This window comes from Niabella agricola, assembly GCF_021538615.1.
GTDB classification, from domain to species: Bacteria; Bacteroidota; Bacteroidia; order Chitinophagales; family Chitinophagaceae; genus Niabella; species Niabella agricola.
The window spans coordinates 146,159-170,597 of the sequence record NZ_JAJHIZ010000002.1 but is presented as its reverse complement, the minus strand read 5'-3'; the positions used below and the strand labels follow the sequence as shown (position 1 = coordinate 170,597).

The following is a 24,439-nucleotide window of genomic DNA, read 5'->3' as shown; positions in this document are numbered from 1 at the left end:
TCTTTTTTTATGCCTGTGCGAGTAATGGAGCGCATAGCGAAAAAGAAACCCATCAATTATACTTCCGTCATGCTGAGCGCAGCCGAAGCATCCCTGCGATACCGGACCGCCCGAAGACCGTGAGACCCTTCGGCTCCACTTTGTTGCGCTCAAGGTGACGAAAGCGTATCATATCATTGGCTTGCTGATCATCGATTACACCAGGTAGAGAAGATCAATCATACTACCGTCATGCTGAGCGGAGTGCAGCGCAGCCGAAGCATCCCTATGATACCGGACCGTCCGAAGACCCTTCGGCTCCACTTTGTTTCGCTGCCAATGACGTATTATTTAAGCGATTGTATTTCAACGAACTTCATTCCATATTTTAAAGCCATTTTTTGTAAATATTTCTGTTCTCTTTCTTTGAGTTGTTGTTCATACTTATGAATGCCTTGCTCTATATATTGAGCTCCTTTTGTTAATAAATTATAGAATGCAGTAGCTATTTTTCTTGCCCCGGCTTTTATTGCTATGCGCGCCTCTTTTCTACTCTTTAGTTTCCTGATAAAGGCTCCAATAGCTATATACTTACTATTAAGCAAGGCCTGAGCTACTTCGCGGAAGGTTTGGCCTGCATTGGAGTGATTCTTCATTTTCGACTTCCTGCTTTTAGAACCGCTCTGGTTATGACCGGGACAAAGACCGCACCAGCTCACAAAATGCTTTACCGTTGGAAACCGGCTCATATCTGCCCCCACTTCTCCCAGTAGCTTTAGTAGTGTATAATCAGTGATGCCAGGAATGCAATTGGCATCTACGCCATAAATATTTAGTAATTTCTGGTGCAAATCGGTTATCATGGGTTTATGATGCCGTACCGGTTTGGCTTTATACTCACTTGCTACAAACTGTCTACCCTGCTCCAAATCACCTAGCAATGCTTCAATACGCTTATCAATACGCAGGAGTTGTTTTTGGTGCACCTTCCAAAGAATTAAATTTTGTTCCAGCAGGAATAACCAACTTTCATTGTAATGCCCTTCAAGTGCGTTTAAAACCGCATCTGCCTTCTTTTCCCGGATGCTTACATGGCAAAGTGCCAGTAATTTTTCTTTATTACGCTCTCCATTGATGATCGCCTCTATCATCCGTATACCGCTGGCACCATTAATTTGACAGATTACTTCTGTGAGTTTAATATTCATTAACTCCAATGCCTTTTGCATCTTATTCACATAGGTACTTCCCATACCAATAATATCTTCCCGCTCCCGAATCATCATTCGTAACTCTTTTAACTTGCCGGCAGGAATATAACTCTGGCGCACCAGACCGGCACTAAACATTTTTTGTATCCAACAGGCATCTTTTACATCTGTCTTTCTACCCTTTACCTGCTTTACTTCTTTGGGATTAACCAGGCATACTTCCATGCCCGCTTCTTCCAGCATCTGGTGCAGGGCTATCCAGTAGATGCCTGTGGCCTCCATACACACCCGCTGTACACCGTTAGCCCTAAGCTCATCGATACATTGCTTATAGCTGCCCGTAAAAGTCTCATAACTTTTTACGGTAATCCCATCCCAGCAAACAAAGATCTTTTTTGAGCCAATATCTATGGCGGCTGCATTTGCATTTTGTTGCTCAAACTCAATTACCTTTGACATAACTATTATCTTTAAAAGTTAGAAAATAGCAGGCTACAGCTCAAAGAGGTTCTGAAAAAAGGCAAGCTGCCAAACGGGAATACTGCCTCAACAGTATCACCAAACAATAATGGACCGTTCTTTGAAGCAAAACTCAGGGACAGGTACTTAGACACTAACCGATGTTACTGCTACACTGCTGTAGCCTGCTTTAATCAAAGATAATCCACGTCATAGACCCCAATAATTTTGATCCGCTAATGGTTAACTCAGGGTGACGAAAGCGTATCATATTATTGGCTTGCTGATGACCGATTACACCGGGTAGAGAAGATCAATTATACTATCGTCGTGCTGAGCGGAGCGAAGCCGAAGCATCCCTGTGATACCGGACTGTCCGACCGCCAGGAGACCCTTCGGCTCCACTTTGTTGCGCTCAGGGTGACGAAAGCGTATCATATCATTAGCTTGCTGATCATCGATTACACCGGGTAGAGAAGATCAATCATGCTACCGTCATGCTGAGCACAGCCGAAGCATCCCTGTGATACCGGACCGTCCGACGGTCAAGAGACCCTTCGGCTCCACTTTGTTGCGCTCAGGGTGACGAAAGCGTATCATATTATTGGCTTGCTGATGACCAATTACACCGGGTAGAGAAGATCAATCATACTTCCGTCATGCTGAGCGGAGCGCAGCGAAGCCGAAGCATCCCTGTAATACCGGACCGTCCGACGGTCAAGAGACCCTTCGGCTCCACTTTGTTGCGCTCAGGGTGACGAAAGCGTATCATATTATTGGCTTGCTGATGACCAATTACACCGGGTAGAGAAGATCAATCATACTTCCGTCATGCTGAGCGGAGCGCAGCGAAGCCGAAGCATCCCTGTAATACCGGACTGTCCGACCGCCAGGAGACCCTTCGGCTCCACTTTGTTTCGCTCAGGGTGACGAAAGCGTATCATATCATTGGCCTGCTGATCACCGATTACACCGGATACAGAAGATCAATCATACTTCCGTCATGCTGAGCACAGCCGAAGCATCCCTGTGATACCGGACCGTCCGAAGACCCTTCGGCTCCACTTTGTTGCGCTCATGGTGACGAAAGCGTATCATATTATTGGCTTGCTGATGACCGATTACACCGGGTAGAGAAGATCAATTATACTGTCGCTTCGAGTGCAATCAAGAAGTCTCCCTGTTTTAGCAGATGCCTTCCGCCGCCGCGGATCGGCGCAGCGATAGCGAAAATTTGAAATCCCCCCTTTTATTTTGGTCCTCCTGCCCGCAATACAGTAATGGAATAAGGAGGCATCTCTGTTTTTTCCAGTTCATTTAATGAAACCGTTGTTTTTACCGGCTTAAGATTTTTTTCATCGGGCCGCCCGGTCAATACCATTTTCGTTACAGGTGCAGCATGCAGGCCCAAAGCACTGACGTCTAATCTGGCCTGGGCAGCTACCGGCAACAGGTTCACCAGCTTCAGGATCACGTCTCCTGTTTTTGCATCCTTCACGATCGACCAGGCTACGCGGGCTTTTATTTTTTCATTGTTATTTGAAAAAACAGCCTTGGCCGGAATATAGGTCTCGCCCGCATTTTGCCCAAACAGCTGCTGCACATAATAGCCGGTGGTAGGTTTTACCATGCTGTTATTGAAATAAATGAGATCCGGGCTCCATTGCGTATGGCCTTCTTTCGCAAGCAGGGGCGCGTAGGATGCCATCCGCACCACATCGCCGTTGCGCTCGAGTGCAGTCAGGTGGAGCGCCTCCGCCAATGCAGTTTCGAGGTTATTGGGCCTGCCCGGCAGATGTGCGGCATATTCGCCCAGGTATACTTTAGGCCCGTTGCGATCGTATTGATCATAAAAATCCTGGTTATAAATAAACCAGCCCGGCGGTACATAGTAATGCTCGTCCACCATGGGCACCTGCAGCCGGGATGCCAGCTTCCAGCCTGCATCATAATCCGACCCTTCAAAAAAAGGCCCCACGGTTCCAATCACTGTAACGTCCGGATATTTCTTCTTAACGGCATTATAGATCATGATGAACCGCTCTGTAAACACATCCGATATCAGGTCTTCATTACCGATCCCGATATACTTTAAATGAAAGGGCTCCGGGTGACCAGCTGCGGCACGCTGCCTCCCCCATTGGGTATGCACATCGCCGTTGGCCCATTCCACCAGGTCCAGCACATCCTGTATGTAACGGTTCATATCTTTTAACGGGATGCCGCATTGCTGTCCGCCCAACGGATGTCCGTGCTGCGCCGAATTCTGGCAGGGCACGCCAGCCGCCACTACGGGAACCGGCTCCGCACCGATGTCTTCACAAAACCGGAAGTATTCAAAATAACCGAGCCCCATGCTTTGATGATAGCCCCATAAATTGCGTTGTGGCTTGCGGGCCTCCAGCGGACCGATCGTATTTTTCCAGTTATAAATATTTTCGATGCCATCGCCATGCGCCACACAACCGCCCGGGAAGCGGATAAACCGGGGATGCAGGTCTGCAATATGCTGCGCCAGATCTGCACGCAGCCCGTTCTTACGGCCTTTAAACGTGTTACGCGGAAACAACGAGATCATATCCAGCGCGAGGGCACCTTCCGCCTGCGGAATGAGTTCCAGTCTTGCATCGGTTACGGTTTCCTTTGCCACCAGCACCAGGCTTTGCTTTTTCCAGACCGGTGTTAACCCGTTAATCACGGAAGCTGCGACCACCGTACCATCTTTTGTTTTAAGCCGAACGGCGAGTTTGTTATTTTTTCCGGAAAGCGACCGGGCGAACAGGGAAAGATCGTACCGCTCCCCTGCTTTTATAACCATGCCGTCAAAGCCTTCATTAACCAGCGCACCTCCGGTACCATCCGTACGCAGTACTGCATAATGCTTATTGTTGGAATGGATGGGATCAACTGAAGCAATGGCAAAATCCAGCCCCTTCCCGGAAACACTCCAGGCTTTTTTTGCATTCCAGTCCGGATCGCGGTTTTCTTTGTCAGCTGGATCATATTCAAATCCCCGGTTCTGCACCAGCTCGGCGTAGAGCCCGCCATCTGCAGCATAGTTGATATCTTCAAAGAACACGCCCATCAACATATTGCCGATCTTTTTTGAACGCGCTATTTCCGGGCGGATGGATACCATTACCGGCTTCAGGGTCGCAAACCGCGCGCTGTCTTCGTGGGTAGTTTCACCCCATAGCTGGTTCCGGTACCCCGTAAGCTGTTCTTTTTTCAACAGGCCATCCACCAGGGTCCAGGATACTTTTAGCCGGCTTCCCTTTCGCGGTACGCCCAGCACCAACACCTCTGTTTGCCGCTTCCTGGCATCCTCCACCTGTGGTGCAGATACGGGTTGCACCGTTTCCAGGTCTGCATAGTAAGATTGCGGGATCCAACGCACCAGATCCTGCGAAGCCGTATAGGCAACCGGTCCGGTATCGCCGGTAAGGTTCCATACACAATGCCAGGTTCCCCCTGTACCGGGAAACAGCACCGGTTGAATCATGCGCTTCTCGCTGCCCCAGCGCCCATAGTCCGATCTTACAAAACCAAACTCCTGGCCAATGGCATGCCAGCTTTTCCCGTCGTTGCTCCAGGCAAAATGCAGCCCATCCCTTCCTTCGTGTTGCACTTTTGCGTAGGCAAAAAGCCAGACCGAATCGGGAGCACCTGCCAGAGCGCGGCTGCATACAGCAACGATTACCAGTAAGAATACAATCCGTTTTATCATGATTTAAGATCCGTTTTAGAGGTTAAGCAATCCTATTTTAAATGCACCGGGCCAACGCCGAGATGCGAAGGCTTTACTTCCCGGATGTTTCCATCGGCATTAAATTCCAGCGTATCGATGCATACTTCCCGGTGATAACCGGCCGCTTCTCCCATAGCCATACCATTGGGATAGGTAAACCGGTGATAAACGATGTACCAGCGATCGGTGCCCGGCAATTGTAATACCGAATGATGCCCGGTACCATAAATGCCCGCGGCAGCTTTTTTTTGCAGCACCACATTATTTTCCGGCACATGGATGGGACCGAGCGGTGTGGTTGCCGTACCATAACGCACCCTGTAGTCCGGGCTACGGGTATCATTCTCGCTCCACATAAAATAATAAACCCCCTTCCGGTAAAATACATAGGTTCCCTCCCGGAATGTGCGGTCGGGCGTAAGAATCCTGGTGGTTCCCGGCTTTAACGAAACCATATCTGCATTCAGCTCGGCCACCGCCATATACCCGTTACCCCAATACAAATAACTTTTACTGGTTTGCGGATCTGTAAATACATCGGGATCTATTTCCTGCCCACCCTTTACGCCGGGTGGTTTTTCTGCAACCAGGGGTTTGCCCAGGTCGGTAAACGGGCCCGTGGGATGATCAGCAACCGCTACTCCTATTTTTTGCGCTGCAGTGAAATAGTAAAAATATTGATACCGCCCTTCGGTTTTCTTTTCTATGATACAGGGTGCCCAGGCATTGCGGCCGGCCCAGCTTACCTGTTTGGGCAGGTCCAGGATCACACCTTCATCTTTCCAATGCAGCAGGTCGGGCGAAGAAAAAGCTTTGAATTGATTACCGCTCCAGCCGGTAAATCCATCGCTTGTCGGATAGATATAGAATCGTTTTGTTTTCCCGGCATACAATATTTCCGGGTCCGCATAATAACCGTTGAGAACGGGGTTGTGATCCTGCACAATATGCACCTCCACTTCCGCTGCCTGGTGGCCCTTAACCTTAATGGCATAACGTACAGGGCCCTTTGAAAAATCAGCCGGTCCTGCCGGTGCAATGGATACTCCGGGAAGTTTTGTAAACCCAGGATCAAAGTGCCGCAATGGCGTACCCGGCAGCACAGGGAGGTACAACTTTTTACGGGATGTATCGAACACGATATTGTTCTTCCGGATCTGCTTCGACTGCACCGATGTGAACAGATCCCGGGGCTGCAGCCATTTACCGGCCAGTTGTTCTGCTTCCTGTGTGGTAATGGGCAATACCGTTCCGTGCCGGGGATGAAAGTTCATGGAGATGTCCGCATCCACCACTTTAAAATTTTTAAAGTTGCTGGTTTTTGTAAACTGGTAGCGGCCCCGGGTATATACATCATACATTAAGATATAGCCGCTGCCATCATTGAGCTTAAATACGCCTGCCCCTTCAACAGGATCGCTGGTCTGCTGTACATATTGGTCGCGTAGTGTATAACCGGTGGTAAGCTGGTCCGAAACTGCGATCTTGATCCCGTTGCCGCTGCCCTCCGTTTTAAAAAAGAGATAATACTTCCCGTCTTTAAAAACAATATCCCCATCAATGCAGGCCGTACCATGCGGGTTATGAAACAATACAAGGGGTGCCGTTTCCAAAGCAGTAAAATCTTTATTGGCATATGCATAGTAGATCACATCGGGTTCATCGCCCGCCCGCATCGACCAATAGATCATGTATTTTTTCTTTACAGGGTCGTAAATGGTTTGCGGGGCCCAAACCCGGTTTACATTTTCAAAAGCCTTAAAGGTTTTGGGAATGTTTACTACCGAAGACGACCAGTTTATCAGGTCCGTTGACCGCATCAGCACCATGGCGCGGTTGGAGTTCCAGCCGTTGGCCGACACCATATCGGTTGCCACCATGTAAAAGGTTTTTTGATCTGCCCCGCGCAGGATATGCGGATCCCGTACACCGCCGGTGGTACTGATGGCTTCCGAAGCAAGAACCGGCTGGTTCCCATTCAGGGCCCAATAATGATACCCATCGGCACTGATGGCAAAACGGATGGCTTCTTCCTGCTTTTGATTACCGGTAAAATAGGTAAACAGATAGGCTGTATAACCCTTCTGCTGCAGTTTTTGCTGCCCCTGGCTTTGAAACATGGACAGCATAAAAAAAATAACGATGACTACTGCATTCCTGCTGTTTGCTTTTACAATTAATGTTCTATTCTTCATTGACCGGATCTTTTCATTTTATTTTTTAACGTGTCATACATCTATTTACAAAAGCGGCCGCTTGCACGGGCACCTCATTTTTAAGGTCCGGCCCGCAATCAGCTCAGGAATATTACCCGTCTCTTTATTAAAATCTTCATTCTTCATTCCTTCAATAGGCGGAGTTCCGCTATTTTCCCTGTTGTGAAGTTATCTGCCGCCTTTATGGTTACTTCCGTTACAGCTTCATCCGAAGATCCCGGAGGCAGGGGGACGATGCGGGTCTGCAGCCCATTGCTATCACCGGGTTTCAGCGTAACCAGTTTTTTGCCATTGATCAGCACATCAAACCGTACCGGGTCAAAATATTTCAGGTACAATCGCCGGGAAGTTTGCCCCTGGCTCCTTAACCGGTAACTGAACCAGCCCCGCGCTTCCCGCCAGTGTACATCTTCTATAAAGCCCGTCCATGAATCTTCCTGTTGTATAAAATGGTCCGACTCGGGCTGCTGCTCGCCGCAAACTACTTTGTCAATGGTCAGGGCATCCCATTTGATCATTTCCTCCTCGGCCACTGCCATTTTTTCCTGCATTTTCTTTACAGCTTCAGGCGTTGCCTGCGGCCAGTAAATGATATAGCGCGATTCATGCAAGCGAAAAAAGGGAATCAGTTCCATACCACCGGGATATTGGGCGGGAAAGAGATGCTTAAGCTTAAACGTTAATGGTTTGGTCTTCACCGGCTGCGGCAGGTTGGCCAAACGGCCGGGCATACTTACTATTACGGGCATTTCTTTCAACGGAATTTGCGGGCCCCGCGCTATATGACCACCCCTTGAATCATCGGCAAACAGGCCGGACTGGCCAAGAGTATCTGTTTTGGCGGCCAGTACTACCGGGCCATATAAAAAAGCGTAATACCCCTCAGCGCCCGGTAACGATTCTACGCGCATATGCATGGGCATCTCAACTGTAAGCCGGTCGCCATTTTTCCATTCCCGGTTGATGGGCACATAGCCATTAACCGGCTTTGCCGGATATTTTTTACCGTTCACCAAAATTTGCAAAGTGCCGGAGGCAACCCATGCGGGGTAGCGCAGCTGCAGGGTGAACGGGGTCTTTTGCTTTACGTAGACCGTTAGCCGGGTTTGCGGATGATCCGGAAAATCATTTTCCTGAACCAGGGTCACGCCTTTTTCTTTCCAGTGCAGGCGCGAAGGGATAAACAGGTTCAGATAGAGGTCATTCTTTTTATAGGCATAGATCATTTCGGCGTATTTGGAATGACTTTCGAGCCCCGAGCCTACGCAACACCACATGCTGGTTTGCGGTTGGGAATAGACGCGGTAATGCCCCGGCCGCATCGGGGTAAAATACACCAGTCCGCCCGTATTGGGATCCTGTGTAGAAAGCATGTGATTGTACAACGCTTTTTCGTAATAATCGATGTATTGCTGTTCCCCGGAGCTTTGGTACAGCATCTTTGTAAGGCGAAGCATATTATAGGTGTTGCAGGTTTCAGGGCCTTCAACACCCCGGATCATTTTTGAAAAATCATCCAGCGCATTAAAATGCTCGGATGTGCTGTTGCCGCCAATACAAACGGAACGATGCTCCACCACCCGTTCCCAGAAAAAACGGGCCGCCTCTCCCCAGGAAGCATTTCCTTTAACCTCGGAAATACGTTTAAAGCCCAGCACTTTTGGTATCTGGGTATTGGCATGCATACCAGTTAACTGATCTTCATGGTGCAGGAGGGGATCCAGAACCGCCCGGTGTGAGAACCGGCGGGCCAGTTGCAGGTATTTTTTATCGCCGGTAATCACCGCCACGTCTGCAAACACTTCGTTTAATCCACCGTGTTCGCTGCGCAGCATCTCCTGTATCTGAGCGTCCGATAAACGAGAGACCAGCCGTATCGCCCAATCGGCCATGTTGATCAGCATTTCCCGGGCCTCCGTGTTTCCGGTCAGCAACCAGGCGTCTCTTAAACCGGCATAGGTTTTATGAATATTATATAAAGGCACCCATTTATCATTCAAACTAAATGCGCCGGCTTTGATCTGGCCGCCGTTAATTTCATTCCAGATTTTTTTCCCGCCGGGCACACCGCCGATATAGCCATCGCCGTTGGCATCCTGGCATTTTTTCAATTCGCGCAGCATATACTGCAGCCGGTTCCCGATAAGGGTATCGCCTGTGGATGCATACATTAGCGACAGCCCGGAGAGGTAATGACCGCCGATATGACCATCCAAGCCGGTATTTTCCCAATTGGTATAGCTTTGCACCTGAACCGGCAGCCCCGCTTCGCGGCGAAATGGCGCCAGCAACCGGTCTGCATCCAGCTCCAGCAGGTACTTTTTATTGAGGTCCTGTGCATGCCTGAACGGACCCGGCAACAGCGTCACCTCCTGCAACCGGAAATAGTTCAGCAATGAAGTATCCTGCGCCCTTGCCACAGTTGAAAAGACCGCAAAAGCCAAAAGGCCTGTAATAACCTTCCTGATCATACTGTTTGTTTTGTTTATCTTATAACAAATCCTCCCCCCGGTTGCAGGGTAATTTCAAAAATCCCGTTTTTGCTGATCGTGGTGCGATGAGCTGCCGGCGCCTTTTGCGGACCATCAGTGATCAGTTCCACCCGTTGCCCGGCCAGCAGGGAAAGATCCAATTTTAACTGTACTGCCTGCTGCCGGGCATTGATACCGGCTATATACCAGCGACTGCCCTGCCGGCGGGCCAGCACCACATATTTACCCGGGTATCCGTCTATATACCGGGTTTCATCCCAGGTGCTAGGCACTTCTTTCATAAAGCCAAGGCTCACCGGCGCCGCATCAGTAAGGTTATTGGGTGCCAGGGCGAAGAACTGTACCGGGTTTTGAAACAGTACCGCAACCGCAAGCTGGAAGGCATCAGAACTACGCCGTTCGGATCCGCCATTATTGCCACGGTTCAACCGTTTGTTCAGGAAGCTGCCGCCAAACTCCATACATCCCACTGTGTTGCGGATAAACGGATGGAGACAGGCATTGAATGCCTCCTGGTCGCAGGCAGCCTGTGTAAAAACCATGTTCTCTGAAGCCAGCACGGCTTCGCTGCCTGCATAGTTGGGATACATGCGCTCCCAGCCCCGCGGCAAGGTTGCTCCATGAAAGATGACCATTAGCCCATGATCATCCGCATCACTGAGAATGGCCTCATACAGGCGCATCGTCTCCTGTTTATCGCCTCCGAAAAAATCTACCTTAATTCCCTTTACGCCCAGGCTTTGCAACCACTGCATTTCCCGTTTGCGCACAATGGGATTATCCATACGGTTTACCGGGCCCTGCTCAATATCGTTCCAATACCCGCTGGAACTGTACCAAAGAAAGACATCCACTTTTCTGCTTTGGGCGTATTTTACCAGCGAAGCCATCCGTTGACGGCCGATGTTTTGATCCCACCAGTTATCGACCAATACATACTCATACCCCATTGCGGCTGCCAGATCGATATAGGCTACCTGGTCGTTATAATTGATGCTTTGGTCCTGCCAAAGGATCCAGCTCCAGGTACCCCTGCCCCAGTGGTACCTGTGGCGGGTTTCATACAAGGGTTTTACCACATCCCAGGGCACGGTGGTTTCTACAACAGGCTTCAGTGTTTCACCCACCGTCAGGGTGCGCCAGGGTGTGCGTCCCGGCAACGCAAAGGCCGGGGCTACTGTGCCATTTCCATCATTTTCTGCCGCCATGGGGAACGCGATCTGGTATAAACCGCCGGATTGATATTCACTTAAACGGGATGCGCAATAACGGCTATCCACACCGGTTTCGCTGACCAATACCCATCCTTCCCGGCCGATGCGAAATAAACCGGGAAAAGTGTAACCATTACCATAGGCAGATGGCGCATCCATGGGCATATCTGCTTTATAAGGTTCTTCATAACTAGGTTTGGTGCGCTTCCAGCCGGTCATGGCCCGGCTTTGTGGCGTTAAGAACGTAGTAGTCTGCAAAGGGAACCGGAATCCCGTATATTCCTGCTGAACAGCCAGCGCTGCCCTGCCGCCCTGCCGGGGCAGGGCATAGCAAAATGCCACATCATGATTGCTTACCCTGAATATAATATCCATCGCCTGCTTTTCCGTATTGGCAAAAGTGGCCACCAGCTCGCTGGCTTCATAATGCACCTGCGAATGTTTGGACCGGTTAAGCGTATAATCCTCGGTAATCATTTTTATACGGTGATCCATGAGCTTCAGGCCGCAGCTAAAATCGCCTATCGTAGTGTTCAGCCCCAACGGCGATTTTTCAAGAAACACCTTCCCGTTGTAACGTACTTCATAAGCCGGCCGGCCCTCTGCCACGGAAAGCACCACATCCAGCCGCCCATCCGGACCCTTTACATGTAGTTCCTGTGCCCGCGGAGCAAGCGCGGCTGTAAAACAGAACATTGCTAAAAACCATCGTTTCATCTGCTGATTTCCCATTGATTTCAATATTTATCTTTTGTACCCTCCTGCTGCGGACAGGAAGCGCTCCTGCCAAATTAAAAAATAAAATGTCTGATCAACAATTATCATGATACCGCCCGAATAATGCCAGCCATTGCCTGGCATGTCTTTAAAGATCGCTTTAATGGCGCCGGGCCGGCCCTACAGCGAAACACCTTCCAGCAGCGGCCATCCATCTGTCGCCCATCGAAGTTTCCGGATCCATAGTTTAGACTCCCCTTCATCGTATCCATGTGCCACAAAATAATCGGTCCCGTCGGTATCGGTAAAAACAGCGTTGTGCCCGATGCCCATCCATTCGCTGCCATTTCCCCCGATCAAAAGAGAGCCGCCGTTCTGCGCCATGGGCTGCCCTTTTTTATCTACATAAGGGCCCGTAATCTTCCGGCTCCGTCCTACCACAACCTTATAATTGCTATCACGGCCTTTGCAGCAATAATCCCAGGAAACAAAAAGATAGTAATAGCCGTTCTTCCGGAATACAAATGGCGCTTCTATTGCGCCGCCTGCTGTCACTGAATCCGCGCCAGGCTGCCCTGTGCAGCGGCTTGCAATGGTCTTTACACCTCCGGCCGGCTTCAGATCGGAGGCCAACGCCACCAGCTGAATGCCATTCCAAAATGAACCGAAGCAGAGCCAGGGTTTTCCCTTTTCGTGCAACACGAGGTTGGGATCGATCGCATTCCAATGGTCGCTGCCGGCAACGGACCGGATGATCATACCCTTGTCTTCCCATTCAAACGCGGGATCTGTAGGATCCAGGGTGGTATTTACCGCCATACCAACACAGGAATTGTTTTTCCCAAAGGTGGAAACCGAATACAACAAATAATAAAGTCCTTTATAATAACTGATATCCGGCGCCCAGGCATGCCCCTCGTATCCGGGTACGGCTGCTGCTGCCCAGGCAGGCGGTTGTTCAAAAACCGGTTTTTCCTTTTTCCAGGTTTGGAGATCCTTTGACGAAAAAACACTGATGCCCCTGCCCGTTCCAAAAAGATAATAGGTATGGCCCTGCTTTATCAGCACAGGGTCATGAACCGGTGTTTGGCGGGTACTGAACGTCATGCCCGTCTTTATCGCCTGCGGCCAAACCTGCAGCGGGGCGCTCATCCACGCAATCGCTAAAACCGTTATCCATCTTTTCATTATAAATAAGGAATACGGAGGATGTAAAATGAATAGGGCGCAACCTCTATCAACGGGCTCTTCCCCTTTATTACAATATCCGTTTCCTTCTGAACGATCTTTTCCGGTTGTGCCAGGGAGTTGATGCTGTTAAGATCATCGCTTCGCAGCAACATCTGCTTTGCAGAGCTGCCCAGCTTTTTAACACCATCAACGGCCAGCTGCACCTGCTGTTCCCGCGGCGCGGCGTTTACTATTTTGACCACAAGCACTTTGGCATCAGCATCTATTACAGCGGAAGCATATAAACTATCCTGCCCGGCTACAGGCTCTTTGTTCATGGTAAGAGCAAGCACTTTGGTACCTTTATTTAATGCATACATTTTTTGCACATAATAATCCGGGGTCCCAAACACTTTCAGGTTGTTTACCCAGATCAGGTCCGGAGCCCATTGCCATCCCTCGGTATGGGCAAACAGCGGAGCGTAGGAGGCCATCTCCACCACCGCTGCATTCCGCTCCACACCAGTGAGGAAGGCAGCCACCGATAACGCTGCCAACCAGTTGTTCTTTTTTTCGGGTGCCACACCGGCAGGGTGCGATGCATATTCCCCGGCAAAGACCTTTGTACCGCTACGGGGATAGGAGTCGTACCGCTTCGCATTGCCGAAAAACCACTGCGGTGGCCGGTAATAATGTTCATCGATAAATGCAATGTTTGATGCGCGGAGTGCCTTGTTCAGCAGGTCAAAACGCGGGCCATCCGGGTCCGTGCCCGAACTGGCCACGATCTTAAAGTTGGAATATTTTGCGTTGATGGCTTTTTGAAACAGCTGTAAGCGTTCCAGGTATTGCGGGCCCCAGTTCTCATTGCCAACTCCCATCATCTTTAAATGAAACGGTTCCGGGTGCCCCATATCTGCCCGGATCTTTCCCCATTTGGAAGTAACAGGACCATTGGCAAACTCAATCAAATCCAGGGCATCCTGGATATAAGGATCCAGCGCATCAAGCGGTACCAGCTCGGCCGAATTAAACTGGCAGGCCATACCACAATTCAGGATGGGCAGAGGCTCCGCGCCAACGTCTTCCGCCAGCTGGAAGTATTCAAAAAAGCCCAGGCCGAAGGTTTGGAAATAATCCGGGGCGGCGCGGTGTGGAAATTCAAAGTTCCAGCGGTTGATGAGCAACTGCCGCTCTTCTACCGGGCCAATCGTTTTTTTCCATTGATACCGCTGCGAAAGATCAAAGCCTTCTACAATACAGCCCCCGGGAAAACGGATAAAGCCCGGCTTCATATCAGCCAGCATCTGCACCATGTCGGCCCGCATGCCGCCTTTACGGCCCTTCCAGGTATCGGAGGGGAAAAGCGAGATCATGTCCAGGTCGATGGTTCCGGATCCCTCCAGGGAGATCCGCAGTCTTCCTTTTTCTTCTGTTTGGCCGGCTACAAATGAAAACTCCTGTTTTTTCCAGGCGCCGTTTGTAGCAGCGGGCGTTACCAACCCCGAGCCGATGACCCGATTAGCCGTATCCAGTAATTCAAAATGAACGCGGATGCCGGGATCAGAGGTTGCATACATAAAAGAAGCATCATAGCGCAGGCCCTGCTTAATACCCATACCACGGAATCCCTCGTTCATTAAGGAAAACCCGCGGTCAGCTGCAGGATTGAGCACCACCCTCAGGAAACGGGGATTTGGCCCTTTCCGGTTCAGTACCGTAACAGCTCCTTCACGAAACGGAGTTTGTTCCACCTTCCACCCCATTAGTGGTTTAAAGAACTCAAAGGAGCGGTTCTTTACCAGCTCGGCATAAATGCCGCCATCGGCCCCAAAATTAATGTCTTCAAAAAAGACGCCATACATGGTGGGCGATACCGCCGCTACCGGCCGGCTTACATCCACCCGGAAGGTTTTTGTTTGCGCGTTACCGGCTGTGCAAGTAGCCGATACAATAAAAAATAAAGACCATATTTTTTTCATAAAACACATTTAGATCAACCTGTCAAAACTTTGGAACCGGTATATACACCCATTGTTCCATGCCGGCCCGGCTTCGTAATCCGCGGTTTTTACAGCGCTTCTCCAGTTTTGTTATTATGCCGGCATCGATGAACGCCTGTTGAAACCAGGATCGCGGTCCCAGCCTCAACCGCTGCAATAGCCCGGCCTGTCGGATCAATCTGTTTTGTTGATGGCGAAACTGCTGCATTGTTGAATGGTTTAACTATCAAGCAATCATAAAGCTGTCCGGAGGCTGGCAAGCCACCCCGGCAGGTTATGGAAGCATAAAGATAAATTGTAAAAATGACAATTAAAATATTTTTTTATGAAAATATTGAATATTCAAATCCATCTATGAACCGAAAGTTAAAAAGCTGGCAATCTTTTAAAGCTCCTGGGGGGTCCATGGCGCATTTCTACCCCGGGAAATGCGTACCCGGTACAGCACGCATAACAAGGCCGCCTGCTGCGTGGGTACAGGTACTTTTCGATATTACCGATCGCTGTGCCCGCAACGCATATCAGGCGCCAATCACAATCTTTAAGGATGCACCGGTCCGGAGACTTAAAATATTCACAAACGTACGGTCCAGGAACCAGTTCGGCAAGGTGAAATCATACCTGGTGTCTTTCCAAGGCAGGGTAAGACCGCATGGCTCTTTATAATTTGCTGCCATATATACCGCTGCCTCCCTGGCATTTTTAACTGGTTTTCATAGTAACGGCCACGATCGGCCTCCGGCAACACGTTGCCCTCATCCATCATCAGATTGAATGAATGCCAGCTGATGATGGATGGCACAGTTTCGGACTTTCAAAAAACCGCACCTTTCACTTTTATATTCTTTCAGTTTCCAGCTTTATATAACCACTGTAAGAAGCCCTAAAAATCATCGGAACATCGTTATGCTTTTCTTGTCTCGCTTACCCCTTTAACATGTTCTTTCGGCCCAGGATGAGAAAGGCAAGCGTGAAGAGCAGATGTATAACCACAAACACTTTAGTAGCGGGCCTTGCATCATTAAACAGCCCCCAAATATCCAGGGCGGCTATCACTGCGAAGCCTACCGTATTGCCTATTATAATTGCGTTACGGGCTGTAGACGGGCCTTCCTTTCTGGCCATCCAATTGAGAACTGCGATCCCTAACATAGGGCTCCCTATGAGTCGCAGATAGGCAATCAGAGCCGGGGAAGCATCTGAGGGTACCGCTCCTCGGCCAAATGCCTGCGGAAATAAAATAAATCCAAGCCCGGCTAAAACCATATAAATGGAGGCAATGCTTAAAAGTGTACTGAGCTTCATGATTTTTATTTATTTAGTGAAGAACAAAATGAATATACGCTAACCATTTCACCGGTATCATTTTCTGAAATGAATCTGCTTTATCAACGTTCATATAGTTTCACGTACCTGATGTTATATAAACAGACTTTGCAGCAGGGCAATTTAGACTTGTCAAATATTTATCTTCGTTAAAGCGTTCCATGAAGCATCCTACAATAATCATTCCATCCGCACAAAGGAAGCGCAAAGCTTTATTGAAGCCAATGTAGATTACAAAATAACGGCGGAAGGACCAGCCGCTCAATTTCCACAGGCAGTCCGTTTTGTATGGCACTACGGGTTTTTTTTACTATCGAAGCGACAGGTGAAATTGAGCTTATCTTTTCCTTTTGCAGTTAGCCGGATCACGATCACCTGGTCGGGGCATGAAGCAAATACCTCGCGTATGTAAACCGTACCATTTACGGTATAGGTTATTTTTGCAATGGCACGCCGAAGGCCCAGCGCCCTGCTGCACTCCAGCGCCACCTACCAGATAAAGTTGCCCAGCGGCGCATAGGATTCGGTAAAAGGTCCCTGCGTCCGCCGCACAAGCGAATCCGCTTTTTTTATAGTCCTCATTAAACAGCGCATCACGTACCGGTGGCAGGTAATTTTTGGCAGCGGGGTTTATGCACATCGTGATTTTGTTTTAACCCTAGGAACGCTAAGCATTACCCCCACATCCGCTCGCCTTATTGCCACTGAACTATAACCGGATATTGATTTTATACTGCGGAATAACTGTTATCTTTTCGATCACCGCACCTTTTACCTTTGCCCTCTGCATGCGATCCAGATCTACTCCTATAATTTCATCTTGCCATTTTCGCACATCAAAGTGAAGATCCCCTTTTCCGCAATATCTTCCTGTGCTGAACCACCAGGGGGTTCCGTTAAACAGGTTGTCGGTCAGCAATCGCCCCTCCTGGCTTGCTGCAGCACTGCCACCGAGGTAACTGATCTTCAGCAGCAGATCATTTACCCTTTCCGGCAGGGATGCCGGCAATGAAACAACGGCCCGATCTTTCTTCAGCCTGGGGTAAACATCAGGTCGGTAAGCAGCCACGGAAATGCTATAATAGGTATAAATGCCGGACACCCCGGTATGAATGTTATTGTTTTTTTTAAGATCTATAGCGTCTTTGGGATATACTTTAAGATTAAATAAACGATCAGCAAGCTGCTGCAACTGCAGACTTTTACCATCATTGATAAGATCGGCCGCCGTAACCAGCAACACTTCCTTTCCATTAATGGTGGTACGCCAGCTATTCTCAGCATCCTGCCGGGAGAGCAGCACCACCCTGAGCTGCTGATGCAGTACCCCGGCAAATACAATGGGCTTATTCACCAGCAACGGGGCCTTTATCAAGCTGCCGTCACTTTTTGCAACGACTATCTCAGGGTCGACACCTTCCGGCTTTACCAGGAATAAAGTTGTTGTATTGCCAGTATGGATCTTTGCCAATGGCTGTGCTGTAGCGTATTTAACCAACAGATTCCCTACCCGCAAATTAAACGGCAATACCAGGCTGGTTTGTCCTTTTAACGTAACAGATGGAAAACGGATGGTTTCATGCTCCAGCTTTACACTTACGGCAACCTTTTTATCCGGCATGGGAATGCGTACCTGGGTATTCATTAAAAATAAAAAACCACTGTTATCCTTCACCCTTGCTATAAAACGCAGGTCTTTCGTATTGCGAACATCGCGTACAGGGTGCCCTGGTTCCACCTGTGGCATAGCCGCTAACATGCTTCCAAAATCATTGATAAAATGGTGCAATATTTTCAGCTGTTGGTATGAAGGACGGATGATCCCAAACTCGCCGATGGGCGCCTGAAAGTCGTAGCTTTCAGGCAGCCCCGGTTCTTTTAAACCCGGTGTTTGAGTGCCCCCGTGGAACATATAGTACCCGATCATGTTCATACCACGGCCCACCTGGTTTTGCAGGTGCGCCGCTTCTACCTGCGGCTCCACAACAAAACGGTTTTGATAGGTCATCTGGCTGCCGGCGCCCTGCTCGCAAAGACCACGCGGGAACAATGCCGGGTTATAAAAAAGTTTCCCCAGCGCATCGCCCATGATCCATTGATCATCTCCATACAGGAAATCGGCCGTAGGTCCGCCACCGCCAGGCTCCCAGCCCCGGTAACAATAAGAGCCCTGTAAGGGAATTACTTCCATTTTATCCTGGTCAAAAACGGTATTGGCTGTAACAGACCAAAACACCGGCTGCATACCGGACGCCTGTGCCATTTCCTTCAGTTTGGAAATATGTGCTGCCTGTCCGCCTGCATATTCATTCTCCAACTGTATACCGATGACAGGTCCTCCCGCTTTAAAGAAGAGTCCTCTTACCTGCGCTCCTATCTGGTTGAACAATTTTGCAGCAGCTGCAATATATGCGGGGTCATTACTGCGTTTCCCGGGCATTGTTGCGATCCAATCTGGGTGGCCTCCATGGAGCTGCTCACCGTGTGCCCAGGGGCCAATACGCAGCCATACATACATATGATGTTTACTGCAGAGCTCCACAAACTTTCTCAGATCCCGGTTGGCCTTCCAGTCCCATACGCCCGGTGCAATTTCATGCTCGTTCCAGAAGACATAGGTGGCAATAATAGCGAGCCCGGCGCTTTTCATTTTCAAAATACCGGATTCCCAATCCTGCGGCGGCACACGATTATAATGCAGCTCGCCCATCAGCGGAAACCAGGGCTGATCATTTTTTAAGAAAAACCGGTTATTGGCCGAAAGTTTTACTCCCTGCGGATTAATGCCGGAGAAGGGGATCAGCTGCGGTTCCCGGCCCGCCACCTGCGATGCATCGATCTCATATACCTGCTCCTGAGCGCACGATACTCCCGCAGACGGAAAAATGAAAAACGTTGCTAACAAAAAATACTTTTTCACCTGGTTCTGTTTATTTAGTTGTATGAGGTTATTAAACGTTTCTGCGATTGCCGCATTTCCCGCTGGCTTTTACATTTAGTAACCCGGTTACTTATCAATAATCAGTAGCCAGCCTTTTTGCGGAGCCACCGGGATACGCTGCTCCAGGCTAAACTGCTGCTGCGGCTGAAAGTTCCGGATGCCGGTCGCTCTTAAAAGATCATTCCGGGGAGTCCAGCCGATCTTCTGCCAGTTCACGTGCAGCTTTACAGCCACCGTGTCCTCCGCCCAACTGGCCATGGCGATCAGTAACCGGTCGTTGCGTATATAGGCGGTCGCCAACACCTGTGGATTATCGGTTGTAATCACAGGAGCGTACTCCCAGTACCCTTCCATTTTCGCATCCGCAATGCCAAACCCGTCCCACACCTTCCAGATATCCCGGGGATCACAGTTTACGCCTTCTGTATACCAGGGATACCGTACCGTCATCCCATACACCATCCCCCGCCAGGGATTACCGCCACCATGCAACATATCACCCATAAGCCCGAACGGCAGCCCCGAAACCTCTACCAGCCAATTAGCCGGAATCATTTTGTTGTATTGAAAACTTTCGCCAAACCATAATTTATTGATATACGGAAAAAACTCCGTGTATTGCGTAGCCGGCCCTTTTGAAAACCCGGTATTGGAATGCAGATCGATGACACAGCCGGGTTTTACCTGGTCCATTACCTTACGCATACGTTTGAGCATATCCCGGTCGTAGGATACATCATCCAGGTACAGCCCGTCGACTCCGGTGTATTGTACCAGCCAGCGCAGTCCTTCGATATAATAGTTGTACCAACGGCTATCGCCGCTGGTAAGCAGGGCGGCATCTGAACGCTCGTAGCCCCCGATGGTCGTAAACCATTGCGGATCGTAATGATCCACGAGGTGCTCCCGCAACCACACATAGCCACCACCCTTGCCATCGGCCAGTACTTCATTCCCCAGGCTTCTTAACGCCCATAGCTCCGGCACCTGGTTGGTCAGCTCCCGGGTGGTATAATACAATTTCATTTTCATCCCCTTTTTATGCCAGGCATCCGCTACCGCACGGATGGTATCGGTGGTAATGAACGGGTAATTGATATAGGGATTGATGGCATTGGCATGGTGCACATTGAATATTCGGATCCCCGTTTTAAGATCGGCTTCTTCAGGCAGCGGATCGCTGCCATTATGATAATAGCGGTCTGTGAATTGTGACCGGGTATCTGTTTGTTTCACCGGGGTGGAAAGCAATGCAAATTCATATTGCAGGGTATCCGCTGCATTCAGCATCCGTCCGCCACTGTAGGCGGTTACGTACAGCACCGCATCCTGCCCCTGTAACGAAAAGCCGCCCTTATCCTGGTTATACCAGACAGGCGGCGGAAGCGGACGATACAGGTTGAGCAACGGGCCGCTGTAAGATGTGCCCCGTAATTCGCAAAAGAGGCCGGCATGTACATTACCGGTCCAGAACGCATCCTGTGGGCCCTTCCATTTCCAGTTGTATGTTGCAGGCGTTTCACCTCCGGGCAGGCCCATTCCCATAAAATATTTACTGAAGTCCTTTTGCAATGGCAACTGCAACCGGATATCTTTTATCATTACAGATGTACGACCCGACAGATCTATGTAAAAACGCATATAGCCATCGGCTTCCATGGTTCCGGTGCACACCAGGGATAGCCGCTTGTTTTCTGCCCGGGTCTTCCAGCGGATAAGGCTGCCCGATTCATTTACAAATTCCGGCGGACCAGCGGACCATTTTTCAATACCCCCATCGGTTTCGACAATAAAGGCCATGGGGGACGCCAATAATTCATTACCGAAAGGCCGGATCGACCCCGGCAATCCCATGGCGCCAATAATGATTGCCGTGGTGCTGCCGGTGATGGTGTTTTGTTTCCGCTGCAGACTGGTATAGGGAGCTACCACCGCATCATCAATACCCAGGTTTGAATTGAGCCATCGCAACCGGCTATGCCGCCACAATTCATGATCACCCCGCTCAGCTATGCGCTTATTGTTTACCTGCAGCACTACCTGAACTTGCTGTTCCGGGATCCCCTCAGCGGCAATGGCAACCGTAAAACCATATCGTCCTGGTTTTGCCATTTCCGGAATATCCACACCAAACCACAGGGGCTGTATCCTTCCCTGCTCCACATCCACAGTTTTGGTAAAGACCCTGCCTTTTGAATTGTAACCTCCGGTATTAAAACAGGTAACCGGGAACGGCGTTTTTCCAAAACGCACTTTTAGATCCTTCAGGGGTGTTCCCGCCGCAAATACGCCTACCTGGAACGTATAGTATTCATTACGCAAGGCCGTTCCGGAAAACGAAGCCACGGGGCCCGACCGGATCCATTTATAGGGAAGATGGGTTTGCATCCTTATAGGGTTCCTCCGGTCCTCAGGGAACAGGAGCATCTTTTTGTTATGCCGCGCCATCAGCTGTCCCGTTTCGGCTGTTGTTGCAGTTACCTCCATGGGATAAAAGCTATCAAAGTGCGTACGCGCCTGCAGGCCGGTTACCTTCGACAGCTGCAGCCGTGCGGCCGATGCCGGCAGCCCCTGCTCCTGCATCCAGGCAGGGTCGGGTGCAGCTTCCGGTTTTAAATAATCTCCTGTAAACGAGCCGTTCCCTTTATGTCCCTTCCAAGCCAGGTAGTATACATAATAAGTCCCTTTTCCGCTTACCGGTTCAAATACAAATTCTGCTGTTTCATCATTTACTGCAACACGATAAATATTGCGTACCGTGTCCCCGTTTGCAGCCAGGATCAGCAATCGTTTTTGTTCCGGGGCCACATCATGCCGCCGCCAGAAAAGTTTTACATGTGCCGGTGCCTGTGCCGTGCATTCCACAACAGCCCGGTGGTTGCCCAGGGTTTCCGGCCAGGGCGTTTGTGCCACGCTGTAAGCATGCACCTGGCCGTATACGACTATCGCCAGTGGCAGCAGCGCAATGAAAAGCAGGAACTTTTTTATCATGGTGTAACAATATTTAGATCGGTCTGTACTGCACTACGGTCGGTGTTTGCCAAATGCACACGAACCGGCCAGGGCACGTCAGTTGTATTCTTTTTTATGGATATGTTCCTGCAATCACGCAATTCAAATGCAGGCCGTTTCTGCAGGCCATTTAACCTGTCGGCTTTTTTTATTGTATTGGAATGAACCATTAAACCATCCACACTTTTAGCGATGAGCACGGGCGCATCAAAAATCGTAAATACATTCCCGGTAATGCTGATATTGCGATGTACATAATAACCTGGGACTTTCTTATGATTTTCAGGCAATATTGCAATCACATAAGAGCCGGGCGCCTGGTTATACCCACAGGATTCAAAAGTATTATTTCGGATGGTCACGTCTCTTACGGGACCAGACTCGTACCAGCTGGCGGCATCATCAGCGATAAGGATGGCATGCATGCCGGTGCGTTTGAATACATTGTGTTCGATCACTACTTTTTTCCGGGTAGTAATAAGCATTCCCCGGGTATTGGTACGCTCAAACAGCGAATTCCGAATCTCCACGGACGGCGTCCAGGTAAGATTTTCCATGCAAAGCCCCGGCCGGATCGTTCCAGGAATGGGACGATCCATCTCCACCACCATTTCCTTTTTGTTTACAAGCGTTGCATTTCTGACCCGTGCGTACCCTACCTCCTGCAGGGTTTCCGGATCGATGAGCGCGACACTGTCTCCACTGAAAAATGCCGGAAACCCGTAGGTCTGGTGATGCATGAACTGCAGTTTCACATGCGTATCGTCCGTCTGCTCTGTTATCTTCAGGTGTGTGCCGTGTACATTTACAGGATCATCGTGCAAACCCGATGTTTCACAACTGTCGATCACAATGGTGCCTTTGCAGCCGGAGAAATGAAATGCATCAGCGAACGCTGCAATGACCCTTCCGGAGGTTTCGCGGGGCTTTACGCTCACCCGCCGGAAGCTGATGTTCTCCGAAAACTGCGACACGATGCCCAGCCCGTGCATATAGTGCATTTGAACCCCTTCCAGCCGGATGTTTTTGCTTAGCCAGATAAAGCCCCCACTGTTGTCGCGATACGGATCGCGGAATGTAAGTATATCGCCTTTGCTGAAATCCCGTTTGCTGAAATCGCCGGCAAATGCCAGCTGAAAAGGAGCCAGCTCACTTGCACCTGCTTTTAAAAAAGGCTGAAACGAACTGTAATGCATAAAGGAAGTGGCAGGATTAAACCGGATGGCATGAAGCCGGTTGCTCTTCCAACCTTCTCCATAAAACGTTACCTGACCATTGCGAACCTGGTACCGGCTATCCGGATGAACCGCTAACACCGCAGCGCTATCACTCACCGAAGCTACGGTGGCTTCACTCATGGTTGGCCGCTCATAATCGAACGCGATATTGCGCAGCGTGATCTTCCGGCTGTTGATCAATGCAAAGGAGATCATTTTGCCATGCAGTACCACCAGGGTATTGTGGCCCTCAATAGTAAGCCCCTCCATGCTGTCCAGCAAGAAGCCTATATTTTTAACCTTGGATGCACTGTCCGACTCGGTATCGTTGGATATGTATAATTCCTTTTTAAAGGCCCCATCCGGCCACAGATCGATGCGGCCACCCGGGAGCACCAGGGTGGGCTGCCGTTTGCCGCGGCAGGCTTCCAGGGCCTTTACCACAGCCGGACTTGCATTTTCAAAACTGTTGGAACGGGCCCCGTAATCGGCGAGATAAACCACCGGGCTGTCCGGCACTGCGGCATCGGCATTACCGTATAGCGCTAACATTAAAACACACGTGCAGCATAACACAAAGCGGCACCTATTTTTCCTGATCATTTTCATCTAATTATTTACTTTTTGCGGAATCATGGTTTGACAGGTTCACCATGACATCCCGGATCTTCAACCGGACATCGAACAGGCTTACCATATCTCCGAAACCTTCAGCGCTGCATTCCCACACTTCA

General features: G+C 49.8%; 13 protein-coding genes. All 13 read right to left on the bottom strand.

Going from position 1 to position 24,439, the window contains the following annotated elements:
* Positions 1 to 326 precede the first annotated feature (326 nt).
* Positions 327 to 1,649 (bottom strand): IS110 family RNA-guided transposase, encoded by a 1,323-nt coding sequence (locus LL912_RS01130; RefSeq protein ID WP_235551714.1) that lies wholly within the window; start codon positions 1,647 to 1,649, stop codon positions 327 to 329.
* Positions 1,650 to 2,898: 1,249 nt separating this feature from the next.
* Positions 2,899 to 5,376: an alpha-L-arabinofuranosidase C-terminal domain-containing protein gene (locus tag LL912_RS01125; protein WP_235551713.1), complete on the bottom strand. Its 2,478-nt coding sequence runs from the start codon at positions 5,374 to 5,376 to the stop codon at positions 2,899 to 2,901.
* A gap of 32 nt (positions 5,377 to 5,408) precedes the next feature.
* A complete protein-coding gene (locus LL912_RS01120; protein WP_235551712.1) occupies positions 5,409 to 7,592 on the bottom strand; it encodes a family 43 glycosylhydrolase in 2,184 nt (727 codons plus the stop codon).
* A 143-nt stretch (positions 7,593 to 7,735) separates the two neighbouring features.
* Positions 7,736 to 10,084 carry a glycoside hydrolase family 127 protein gene (locus LL912_RS01115; RefSeq protein ID WP_235551711.1) on the bottom strand — a complete coding sequence of 783 codons (2,349 nt, stop codon included), beginning with the start codon at positions 10,082 to 10,084 and terminating at the stop codon, positions 7,736 to 7,738.
* Positions 10,085 to 10,098: 14 nt separating this feature from the next.
* Positions 10,099 to 12,051: a glycoside hydrolase family 97 protein gene (locus LL912_RS01110; RefSeq protein WP_235551710.1), complete on the bottom strand. Its 1,953-nt coding sequence runs from the start codon at positions 12,049 to 12,051 to the stop codon at positions 10,099 to 10,101.
* A 165-nt stretch (positions 12,052 to 12,216) separates the two neighbouring features.
* Positions 12,217 to 13,224: a family 43 glycosylhydrolase gene (locus LL912_RS01105; protein ID WP_235551709.1), complete on the bottom strand. Its 1,008-nt coding sequence runs from the start codon at positions 13,222 to 13,224 to the stop codon at positions 12,217 to 12,219.
* Positions 13,224 to 15,188: an alpha-L-arabinofuranosidase C-terminal domain-containing protein gene (locus LL912_RS01100; protein WP_235551708.1), complete on the bottom strand. Its 1,965-nt coding sequence runs from the start codon at positions 15,186 to 15,188 to the stop codon at positions 13,224 to 13,226. Before LL912_RS01100 ends, LL912_RS01105 begins: the two co-directional genes overlap by 1 nt.
* Before the next feature lie 542 nt (positions 15,189 to 15,730).
* On the bottom strand, positions 15,731 to 15,886 hold the full coding sequence (locus LL912_RS01095) for a hypothetical protein (protein WP_235551707.1): 156 nt from the start codon (positions 15,884 to 15,886) through the stop codon (positions 15,731 to 15,733).
* A gap of 247 nt (positions 15,887 to 16,133) precedes the next feature.
* Positions 16,134 to 16,514, bottom strand: coding sequence for a hypothetical protein (locus LL912_RS01090; RefSeq protein ID WP_235551706.1), 381 nt, complete (start codon positions 16,512 to 16,514; stop codon positions 16,134 to 16,136).
* Between the two features lie 315 nt (positions 16,515 to 16,829).
* Positions 16,830 to 17,024, bottom strand: coding sequence for a glycoside hydrolase N-terminal domain-containing protein (locus LL912_RS01085; RefSeq protein ID WP_235551705.1), 195 nt, complete (start codon positions 17,022 to 17,024; stop codon positions 16,830 to 16,832).
* A gap of 220 nt (positions 17,025 to 17,244) precedes the next feature.
* A complete protein-coding gene (locus LL912_RS01080; protein WP_235551704.1) occupies positions 17,245 to 19,455 on the bottom strand; it encodes a beta-galactosidase in 2,211 nt (736 codons plus the stop codon).
* Between the two features lie 87 nt (positions 19,456 to 19,542).
* Entirely contained in the window at positions 19,543 to 22,467 is a 2,925-nt protein-coding gene (locus LL912_RS01075) for a glycoside hydrolase domain-containing protein (RefSeq protein ID WP_235551703.1), read from the bottom strand.
* On the bottom strand, positions 22,464 to 24,257 hold the full coding sequence (locus tag LL912_RS01070) for a right-handed parallel beta-helix repeat-containing protein (protein ID WP_235551702.1): 1,794 nt from the start codon (positions 24,255 to 24,257) through the stop codon (positions 22,464 to 22,466). The genes LL912_RS01075 and LL912_RS01070 overlap by 4 nt, the downstream gene beginning before the upstream one ends.
* Positions 24,258 to 24,439: the final 182 nt, after the last annotated feature.

Excerpts from the sequence above, each read along its gene's own strand:
- LL912_RS01120 (WP_235551712.1), bottom strand. The coding sequence starts at position 7,592 with ATGAAGAATAGAACATTAATTGTAAAAGCAAACAGCAGGAATGCAGTA.
- LL912_RS01130 (WP_235551714.1), bottom strand. The coding sequence starts at position 1,649 with ATGTCAAAGGTAATTGAGTTTGAGCAACAAAATGCAAATGCAGCCGCC.
- LL912_RS01115 (WP_235551711.1), bottom strand. The coding sequence starts at position 10,084 with ATGATCAGGAAGGTTATTACAGGCCTTTTGGCTTTTGCGGTCTTTTCA.
- LL912_RS01075 (WP_235551703.1), bottom strand. The coding sequence starts at position 22,467 with ATGATAAAAAAGTTCCTGCTTTTCATTGCGCTGCTGCCACTGGCGATA.
- LL912_RS01110 (WP_235551710.1), bottom strand. The coding sequence starts at position 12,051 with ATGGGAAATCAGCAGATGAAACGATGGTTTTTAGCAATGTTCTGTTTT.
- LL912_RS01100 (WP_235551708.1), bottom strand. The coding sequence starts at position 15,188 with ATGAAAAAAATATGGTCTTTATTTTTTATTGTATCGGCTACTTGCACA.
- LL912_RS01095 (WP_235551707.1), bottom strand. The coding sequence starts at position 15,886 with ATGGCAGCAAATTATAAAGAGCCATGCGGTCTTACCCTGCCTTGGAAA.
- LL912_RS01105 (WP_235551709.1), bottom strand. The coding sequence starts at position 13,224 with ATGAAAAGATGGATAACGGTTTTAGCGATTGCGTGGATGAGCGCCCCG.
- LL912_RS01070 (WP_235551702.1), bottom strand. The coding sequence starts at position 24,257 with ATGTTAGCGCTATACGGTAATGCCGATGCCGCAGTGCCGGACAGCCCG.
- LL912_RS01125 (WP_235551713.1), bottom strand. The coding sequence starts at position 5,376 with ATGATAAAACGGATTGTATTCTTACTGGTAATCGTTGCTGTATGCAGC.
- LL912_RS01090 (WP_235551706.1), bottom strand. The coding sequence starts at position 16,514 with ATGAAGCTCAGTACACTTTTAAGCATTGCCTCCATTTATATGGTTTTA.